Genomic DNA, 7,698 nt, shown 5'->3' on the forward strand with positions numbered 1-7,698 from the left:
GTGTTGGTATCTCCTCGGGCGCCGGCGGCTCGGCTGGCGTCTCGGGCGCTGGTTCTTCTTCCGGCTCGGGCTCCGGCAGAGGTTCTGGCTCTGAGGGAACAGCCGGCTCCGGTACTGGCGGGATGGTTGGCTCCGGCTCGGGCGCCGGTTCCTCGACAGGCGCCGGTTGCGGCGCAGGAATTACCTCCGGCTCGACTACCGGCGCCGGCGTCGTTTCCGCCTCGGGCAGCGGCTCGTCGCGCTTCAAGAACTCCGGAACGACCTGTTCGGCCGCCGGCTTCAGCGCATCGAGTGCTTCCCATTTGATCGGCGGCAGCGGGGCGGTCTCGTCGATCCGCTCCTCGACAACCTCTTTCTTGCCGAACGAAAATATCTTCTTGAAAAAACCAGCCATGCTTTGCGTTCTCAGGCGGCGCGGGCGGCAAGGGGCGCCGCGATCAGCCTGCTACCATCGTGGCCTGATATCTCAGCCTCGACGATCTCACCCGGTGCGCCCGTGCCGAGTGCGGCAAGCGTAAAACCCTCGGTGCGGCCAAGGCCGTCGCGCTCGATCAGGATCGACTGGCGCGTTCCGGTGAGCGACGACAGATGCCTGAAATAGGCAGCTTCACCGGCGGCACGCAGCCGGGCGGCGCGCTGCTTGACGACCTCGCGGCGGAGCTGCGGCATGCGCGCGGCGGGCGTGCCTTCGCGTGGGCTGAAGGGGAAGACGTGGAGATGGGTCAGGCCACACTCCTCGACAATTTTTTCCGAGTTCTCGAACATTTCGTCGGTCTCGGTCGGGAAGCCGGCGATGATGTCGGCGCCAAAGACGATACCGGGGCGCAGCTTGCGCACATCCTCGCAGAAGCGGATCGACTGATCGCGTAGGTGCCTTCGCTTCATCCGCTTCAGGATCATGTCGTCGCCCGATTGCAGCGACAGATGCAGATGCGGCATCAGCCTGGGCTCGGTGGCGATGGCATCGAGCAAATCGTCGTCAGCTTCGATCGAATCGATCGACGACAGCCGCAGCCGCTTCACGTCGGGCACCTGTTTCAGGATTGTTTTCACCAGTTTGCCGAGCTTCGGCGCCCCCGGCAGATCGGCGCCGAATGATGTCATGTCGACGCCGGTCAGCACGATCTCGGCATAGCCGTTGCCGGCGAGCCGCTTGACCTGCTCGACCACGGCGCCCATCGGCACCGAGCGCGAATTGCCGCGGCCGTAGGGAATGATGCAGAAGGTGCAGCGGTGGTCGCAGCCATTCTGCACCTGGACGAAGGCGCGCGCCCGGCCCTCGATGGCGTCGACCATGTGGCCTGCGGTCTCACGCACCGAAAAGATATCGTTGACGCGCGCCTTCTCGGTGTCGTTGACGCCGAAATCCGGCAGCGCGCGATAGGAATTGGCGTTCAGCTTCTCTTCATTGCCAAGCACGAGATCGACCTCGTCCATGGCGGCGAATTTTTCAGGCTCGGTCTGCGCGGCGCAGCCGGTGACGATGATGCGTGCCCGTGGGTTGTCGCGGCGGGCCTTGCGGATCGCCTGCTTGGCCTGGCGCACTGCTTCGCCTGTCACGGCGCAGGTGTTGAAGATCAAAGCGCCGCCTTCCAGCGCGCCCAGACCGGCACTTTCAGCCTCGCGGCGCATCACCTGCGATTCATAGGTGTTGAGCCGGCAGCCGAAGGTGACGACATCGATGCCCTTGGACACCGGGCTCTTGGGCAGAGCGGACATCAGGCCGCGCTTTCGGTGTCGCGGGCCCATGTCCCGTTCGACGGGTCGAAGCTGCCGGAAAATTCCCATTCGGCGGCGCCGGTCAGCACCACATGGTCATCGTCGCGCCATTCGACATGCAGCGTACCGCCGCCTGGCGTCAACAGGCTAACGCTGCGGCCGGTCCGGTTGGTGCGGGCCGCGGCCACCACGGCCGCGCAGGCGGCCGAGCCGCAGGCCTTGGTCAGTCCGGCGCCGCGCTCCCAGGTGCGGATGATCATGGTTTCGGGCGAAGTAACCTGAGCGATGGTGATGTTGGCGCGCTCGGGGAACATCGGATGGTTCTCGAGCAGCGGGCCGAAGCGGTCGAGCTCATAGGACCAGACGTCATTGTCGACCCAGAAGATGGCGTGCGGATTGCCCGTCGAGACGACCGAGGGGGAATGCAGCACCGGCGCGTCGATCGGGCCGATCTGCAGCTCGATCATGCGGGTGTCGCGGAATTCCTCGGCCAGCGGGATATCCTGCCAGCCGAAGCGTGGCGTGCCCATATCGACCGAGATCGAGCCGTCGGCATGTTCGCGCGCATTGAGGATGCCCGCCACGGTTTCGAAGGTGAAGATCTTCTGGCCGGTCTCGGCGGCGAGCGCCTGGACGACGCAGCGCATGCCATTGCCGCAGGCCTGCGCGCCAGTTCCGTCGGAATTCAATATGTCGATGAAAAAGGCGGTGCCCGGCGTCCTTGCGTCGTGGATCGCCATGATCTGGTCGAAGCTGGTCGCGGCATCGGCGTTCAGCGCAATCGCCGCCGCCCCCGTCACTCGATCGGCACGGCCGCGCATATCGGCAACGATGATCTCGTTGCCGATGCCGTTCATCTTGGCGAAAGGGGCAGTGCTGGCCATTGCTCCGGAAATCCGTGTCCGTTTGGCGCTATATGGCGGAAACGGGCAGGAATTACCAGTGCGCAGCCGCTTGGTCACGGCGAAAGCGCCGGACTCACGTGACGGCGAAAATGCCCAGCACCACCAGCAGGAAGATGATCAGAACGATGCCGATAAGGATCCGCGCGCCGGTGGCGGCGGCACCTGCCAGCGCCGGCATGCCGAGCAGGCTGGCTGCGGCGGCGACGATCAGGAGAATGATGATCCATTTGAGCATGGCAATGCCTCGCAAACCGACAGATTTTTCAACCACTTGAAAACGCGGTTGCCGCGCTGGGGTTCCGTCGAAACCGATGCGGATCAGGGCGCTATGTGCTCCGGCACATCCCAGACCTCGCCCGGCCGCAAGGCGCGAAAGCGCTCGCGCGGGATGCCTTGATCGTCAAGCGCCTCGGTCAATTTGCGCGCAGGCTCGTCGATCGGCTCGTCGGTGAGCTGGAAGGTGCCCCAATGACAGCCGGCGGCATGGGCGGCATTGCACAGCGTCATGCCTTGCACCGCCTCCTCCGGATTCTGGTGCTGCGGCGCCATGAACCAGCGCGGCTCATAGGCGCCGATCGGCAGGATGGCGAAGCGGAAACCGCCATGTTTCTCAGCCATCAGCCGGTAGTTGATGCCATTGTGAAAGCCGGTATCGCCGGCGAAATAGAGCTTGCTGTCAGGCGTTTCGACGACGAAGCCGGCCCACAGCGCCATGCGCCGGTCGCGGGCGCCACGCGCCGACCAGTGATGCACCGGCTCGACATGGACGGCGGCGCCATCGCCGATCCCGACCCTGTCGCCCCAGTCATGCGCCGACAGTCGCATGCCGGGCACGGCGGCTTCGATGATGGCGTCGTTCCCGAGCGGAGTGAGCACCAGCGGGTCGTGGCCGGCCTTCAGCCGCTTCAACGTGGCGAGGTCGAGATGGTCGTAATGGTTGTGGCTGACCAGCACGAGGTCGATCGGCGGCAGGTCGGCAAAGGCGATGCCTGGCGCATTGATGCGTTTTGGTCCGGCGAAGGAAAGCGGCGACGCGCGCAGCGACCACACCGGATCGGTAAGAATGTTCAGACCGGCCGTCTGGACCAGCAAGGTGGAATGACCAACCATGGTCACTTCCAGCGCGGCGCCCTCGACCCGAGCCGTCGGTTTCGCCTGCGGAAAGGGGCTTGCATCGCTCGCCGGCCATTTCGAGCGCTGGCCATTCAACTGCCATTTCAGCAGGTCGGCGAAACGGCCGGGTGGCCGGCCGTCGGGATTGAAGAACAATGCGCCGTCGAAATGGTCGCTGGGCGGGCCGCTGTAATAGCGATTGGCGGCAGTCTTTCTCGCGGCCAATTTGCGGCTCCAGCAGGGTTTCGTTTTCCAGACATAGGCGCTAAGGCGGTTCGCGCAAGCGTCCACCGACGAAGTGTTGACCGGAATTCCCAAGCGACGCGCGACAAACGGTCAGCCGTCGCGATTGCGATAAATTTGCAACAATTCTTGCTGCAAACTGTATTTTAACCATATCGGGTTGAAATTTCGCCACCTTCTCCATCTTGGTGGGGGTGAGATTGTGCGGACGGCTTCCCCCCAGCCGGATCCGACGGAGGTTGGAATGACTTTTTCGAAAACCGGTCTGGTGGCCGTATCGCTGGCGGCGCTCGTTGCGAGTGGCTGTTCGACCTCACGTTTTTCCTCGATGGATGACCAGCAGCCGGCACCGCTGGAGGCCGCGCCCGCCGGCAAGGTGACGGCGAACCAACTGCCGCCGCCGGCATCGCCCGGCACCACCGACCCTTCGCAATTCCCGACCGCGCCGGCGAACACCCAGGTCGCCGCGCTGCCTTCGGACGGCTCGGCGCCGGCCGGCGCTTCGGACGTGACCGCCGCCAGCGTCGCCGGTGTCTGGAACGCCAGCGTTGCGGGCCAGAGCTGCAAGGTGGCGACACCGCAGACCAAATTCGGCGCCGGCTTCCGCGCCGGGCCGCTGCATTGCCCGGCGCCGATGGACGGCATCAAGTCGTGGAACGTCGCCGGCAAACAGCTGACGCTCTATGACGAGAGCGGCGGTGCGCTGGCGCGGCTCTATTCCTCGGGCGGCTCGGAATTCGACGGCCAGACTTCCAACGGCCAGCCGATTTCGCTTACGAGATAGTTTTTGTTTTACGCAATTCCGGTTCCCGGAATTGCTCCAGAACGACGTGACCGATGCATCTGCGTGACGGCCTCCAGACCCATGCGACCGTCAGGCAGCGCTACGACCATCTGGTGGAAACCGGTACGATCGACCGCGATCCGGCGCAGGAACGGATCGTTGCGGCACTCGACCGGCTGACCGATGAGATTTCGGCCAAGCGGCTGGCGCATAAGTCGAGCGCGCTGGGCTGGCTGTTCGCCCGCAAGCGCGAGACGGATGAGGCCGTCAAAGGCCTCTACATCCATGGCGGCGTCGGTCGCGGCAAGACCATGCTGATGGACATGTTCTTCGACTTGCTGCCGGTGCGGCGCAAGCGCCGCGTCCACTTCAACGACTTCATGGCCGACGTGCAGGACCGTATCCAGAAGCACCGGCAGGCGCGCAAGAATGGCGACGTCAGGGAAGACGATCCGATCCCGCCGGTGGCCAAGGCCCTTGCCGAGCAAGCCTGGGTGCTGTGCTTCGACGAGTTCTCGGTCACCGACATTGCCGACGCGATGATCCTGTCCAGGTTGTTTTCGGCGCTGTTTGCCAGCGGCGTGGTGCTGGTCGCCACCTCGAATGTGGCGCCGGAAAACCTCTACAGCGACGGGCTGAACCGCCAGCTTTTCCTGCCCTTTATCGGCATACTGGAGCGGCACACACAGGTGCTGGCGCTCGATGCCGACAAAGACTACCGGCTGGAAAAGCTCGCCCGGACACCGGTCTATGTCACGCCGGCCGATGCGGCGGCGGACCAGCTACTCGACGAGGCCTGGCAAGCCATGACGCGGGGCGCGCCGACCGCCGAGACATCGATTGCCCTCAAAGGACGGCAGGTGATCGTGCCGCGCGCGGCGGGCGATGCGGCGCGGTTCTCCTTTGCCGATCTCTGCGAAAAGCCGCTTGGCGCGCGCGATTTCCTGGCGATCGCCGGTCGCTTCTCAACCATTTTTATCGACCATGTCCCGGTGCTCGGCGAAGGCAAGCGCAACGAGGCCAAGCGCTTCATCCTTCTGATCGACACGCTCTACGACCATCATGTGCGGCTGGTGATGAGCGCCGATGCGCCGCCGCAAGCGCTTTATGCAGCCAAGCGCGGCGTCGAAGTCTTCGAGTTCGAGCGCACCGCATCGCGGCTGATCGAGATGCAAAGCCGCGACTGGCTGGAGGATTGGGCGGCGCGGCAGAAGGGGAAGCCGGCGCCAGGGGCACAGCAGGCGCAGGCCTGAATTTCCAGAGAATCCGTCGGTAGCAATCCTTCGTGTCCCCTCCCTCGGCAGGACAGAGGGGGGGCGCTGTCCCGCCGACGTCTACAACTCGAACCTCCTCGGTTACCCGCATCACAAGGGTGTCATCGCCCGCATTCGGCCTTACGATTTCCGTCTTCATCGGTTATTTCTTCCAAAGTCGGCTTACAAACTTTGACGTTTACGTAAATCCCAAGTGATCTAACCGATTGAAAATACTGACACCAAAATAATCGTTTGAATTTTTTCCGTGCCGGGGCTATTGGGTGCGGCGAAAATTCGCGGTTCCCCGCAGCATTCCGGCCTCTTCTTCGACGCCGCCATCAAGTCACCAGAGATTTGAGACGTCGTCACCGACAAAGGGAAAACATCCTCACATGGCACGCAACAAGATAGCGCTTATCGGCTCTGGCATGATCGGCGGCACGCTCGCTCACATGATCGGCCTCAAGGACCTCGGCGACGTGGTGCTGTTCGATATTGCCGAAGGTATCCCGCAGGGCAAGGGGCTCGATATCGCGCAGTCGTCGCCGGTCGATGGCTTCGACTCCAGGCTCACCGGCATCAACGACTATGCCGGCATCGAAGGCGCCGATGTCTGCATCGTCACCGCCGGCGTGCCGCGCAAGCCCGGCATGAGCCGCGACGACCTTTTGGGCATCAATCTCAAGGTCATGGAACAGGTGGGCGCCGGGCTGAAGAAGTATGCGCCGAAGGCCTTCGTCATCTGCATCACAAACCCGCTCGACGCCATGGTCTGGGCGCTGCAGAAGTTCTCAGGACTGCCCAACAGCCATGTCGTCGGCATGGCCGGCGTGCTCGACAGCGCGCGCTTCCGCTATTTCCTGGCGGAGGAATTCAAGGTCTCGGTCGAGGACGTCACCGCGTTCGTGCTCGGCGGCCACGGCGATTCCATGGTGCCGATGATCCGCTATTCGACGGTATCGGGCATTCCGCTGCCCGATCTCATCAAGATGGGCTGGACCTCGAAGGAAAAGCTCGACCAGATCGTGCAGCGCACCCGCGACGGCGGCGCCGAGATCGTCGGCCTGCTCAAGACCGGTTCGGCCTATTACGCGCCGGCCGCTTCGGCGATCTCGATGGCCGAAGCCTATCTCAAGGACAAGAAGCGCGTGCTGCCCTGCGCGGCGTATCTCTCCGGCCAGTATGGCGTCAAGAACACCTATGTCGGCGTTCCCGTGGTGATCGGCGCCGGCGGCGTCGAGCGTATCATCGAGATCGAGCTCAACAAGAGCGAGCAGAAGATGTTCGACTCCTCGGTGGCGACGGTGCAGGGTCTGACCGAGGCCTGCGTCAAGATCGCGCCGCAACTCGCCTCCAAATGAATCTCCAGCAAGTGAACCCCCAGTCGATCCGGAGACCTTCCAGATGAACATCCATGAGTATCAGGGCAAGGCGCTGCTGAAGAGCTTTGGCGCGCCCGTGGCCGAAGGCGTGCCGGTGTTCAAGGCGAGCGAAGCGGAAGCCGCCGCCAAGGCGCTGCCGGGCCCGCTTTATGTGGTGAAGAGCCAGATCCATGCCGGCGGCCGCGGCAAGGGCAAATTCACCGAACTCGGCCCGGACGCCAAGGGCGGCGTGCGGCTGGCGAAATCGGTGGCCGACGTCGTCGCCAACGCCAACGAGATGCTGGGCAACACACTGG

At 63.8% G+C, this 7,698-nt stretch carries 8 protein-coding genes and 1 pseudogene; 4 read left to right on the top strand and 5 right to left on the bottom strand.

Annotated elements, in window-relative coordinates; translation table 11 throughout:
- The 5 genes and pseudogenes from EN939_RS13410 to EN939_RS13430 all read right to left on the bottom strand — a co-directional run.
- Positions 1-394: pseudogene (locus EN939_RS13410) on the bottom strand (signal recognition particle-docking protein FtsY); the annotation flags it as partial.
- A gap of 11 nt (positions 395-405) precedes the next feature.
- Positions 406-1,719: a tRNA (N(6)-L-threonylcarbamoyladenosine(37)-C(2))-methylthiotransferase MtaB gene (gene mtaB / locus EN939_RS13415; protein WP_127268400.1), complete on the bottom strand. Its 1,314-nt coding sequence runs from the start codon at positions 1,717-1,719 to the stop codon at positions 406-408.
- Entirely contained in the window at positions 1,719-2,603 is an 885-nt protein-coding gene (gene dapF / locus EN939_RS13420) for a diaminopimelate epimerase (RefSeq protein ID WP_127268401.1), read from the bottom strand. Before dapF ends, mtaB begins: the two co-directional genes overlap by 1 nt.
- Before the next feature lie 94 nt (positions 2,604-2,697).
- The gene (locus EN939_RS13425; protein WP_013528842.1) at positions 2,698-2,859 is read right to left on the bottom strand and encodes a DUF1328 family protein; all 162 of its coding nucleotides are present in this window, start codon (positions 2,857-2,859) and stop codon (positions 2,698-2,700) included.
- Between the two features lie 83 nt (positions 2,860-2,942).
- Positions 2,943-3,962: an MBL fold metallo-hydrolase gene (locus EN939_RS13430; RefSeq protein ID WP_127268402.1), complete on the bottom strand. Its 1,020-nt coding sequence runs from the start codon at positions 3,960-3,962 to the stop codon at positions 2,943-2,945.
- Between the two features lie 262 nt (positions 3,963-4,224).
- Here EN939_RS13430 and EN939_RS13435 point away from each other — a divergent pair, with 262 nt between their 5' ends.
- The 4 genes from EN939_RS13435 to EN939_RS13450 form a co-directional block, all read left to right on the top strand.
- A complete protein-coding gene (locus EN939_RS13435; protein WP_127268403.1) occupies positions 4,225-4,764 on the top strand; it encodes a protease inhibitor Inh/omp19 family protein in 540 nt (179 codons plus the stop codon).
- Positions 4,765-4,817: 53 nt separating this feature from the next.
- The gene (gene zapE, locus EN939_RS13440) at positions 4,818-6,017 is read left to right on the top strand and encodes a cell division protein ZapE (protein ID WP_127268404.1); all 1,200 of its coding nucleotides are present in this window, start codon (positions 4,818-4,820) and stop codon (positions 6,015-6,017) included.
- A 395-nt stretch (positions 6,018-6,412) separates the two neighbouring features.
- Positions 6,413-7,381, top strand: coding sequence for a malate dehydrogenase (gene mdh / locus EN939_RS13445; RefSeq protein WP_013528846.1), 969 nt, complete (start codon positions 6,413-6,415; stop codon positions 7,379-7,381).
- Between the two features lie 43 nt (positions 7,382-7,424).
- Positions 7,425-7,698: ATP-grasp domain-containing protein (locus EN939_RS13450; protein WP_335930791.1), on the top strand; the 274-nt coding region annotated here is incomplete at its 3' end.

It is taken from the genome of Mesorhizobium sp. M7A.F.Ca.CA.002.05.1.1 (assembly GCF_003998335.1).
Classification (GTDB): domain Bacteria; phylum Pseudomonadota; class Alphaproteobacteria; order Rhizobiales; family Rhizobiaceae; genus Mesorhizobium.

Excerpts from the sequence above, each read along its gene's own strand:
- mtaB (WP_127268400.1), bottom strand. The coding sequence starts at position 1,719 with ATGTCCGCTCTGCCCAAGAGCCCGGTGTCCAAGGGCATCGATGTCGTC.
- dapF (WP_127268401.1), bottom strand. The coding sequence starts at position 2,603 with ATGGCCAGCACTGCCCCTTTCGCCAAGATGAACGGCATCGGCAACGAG.
- EN939_RS13425 (WP_013528842.1), bottom strand. The coding sequence starts at position 2,859 with ATGCTCAAATGGATCATCATTCTCCTGATCGTCGCCGCCGCAGCCAGC.
- EN939_RS13435 (WP_127268403.1), top strand. The coding sequence starts at position 4,225 with ATGACTTTTTCGAAAACCGGTCTGGTGGCCGTATCGCTGGCGGCGCTC.
- zapE (WP_127268404.1), top strand. The coding sequence starts at position 4,818 with ATGCATCTGCGTGACGGCCTCCAGACCCATGCGACCGTCAGGCAGCGC.
- mdh (WP_013528846.1), top strand. The coding sequence starts at position 6,413 with ATGGCACGCAACAAGATAGCGCTTATCGGCTCTGGCATGATCGGCGGC.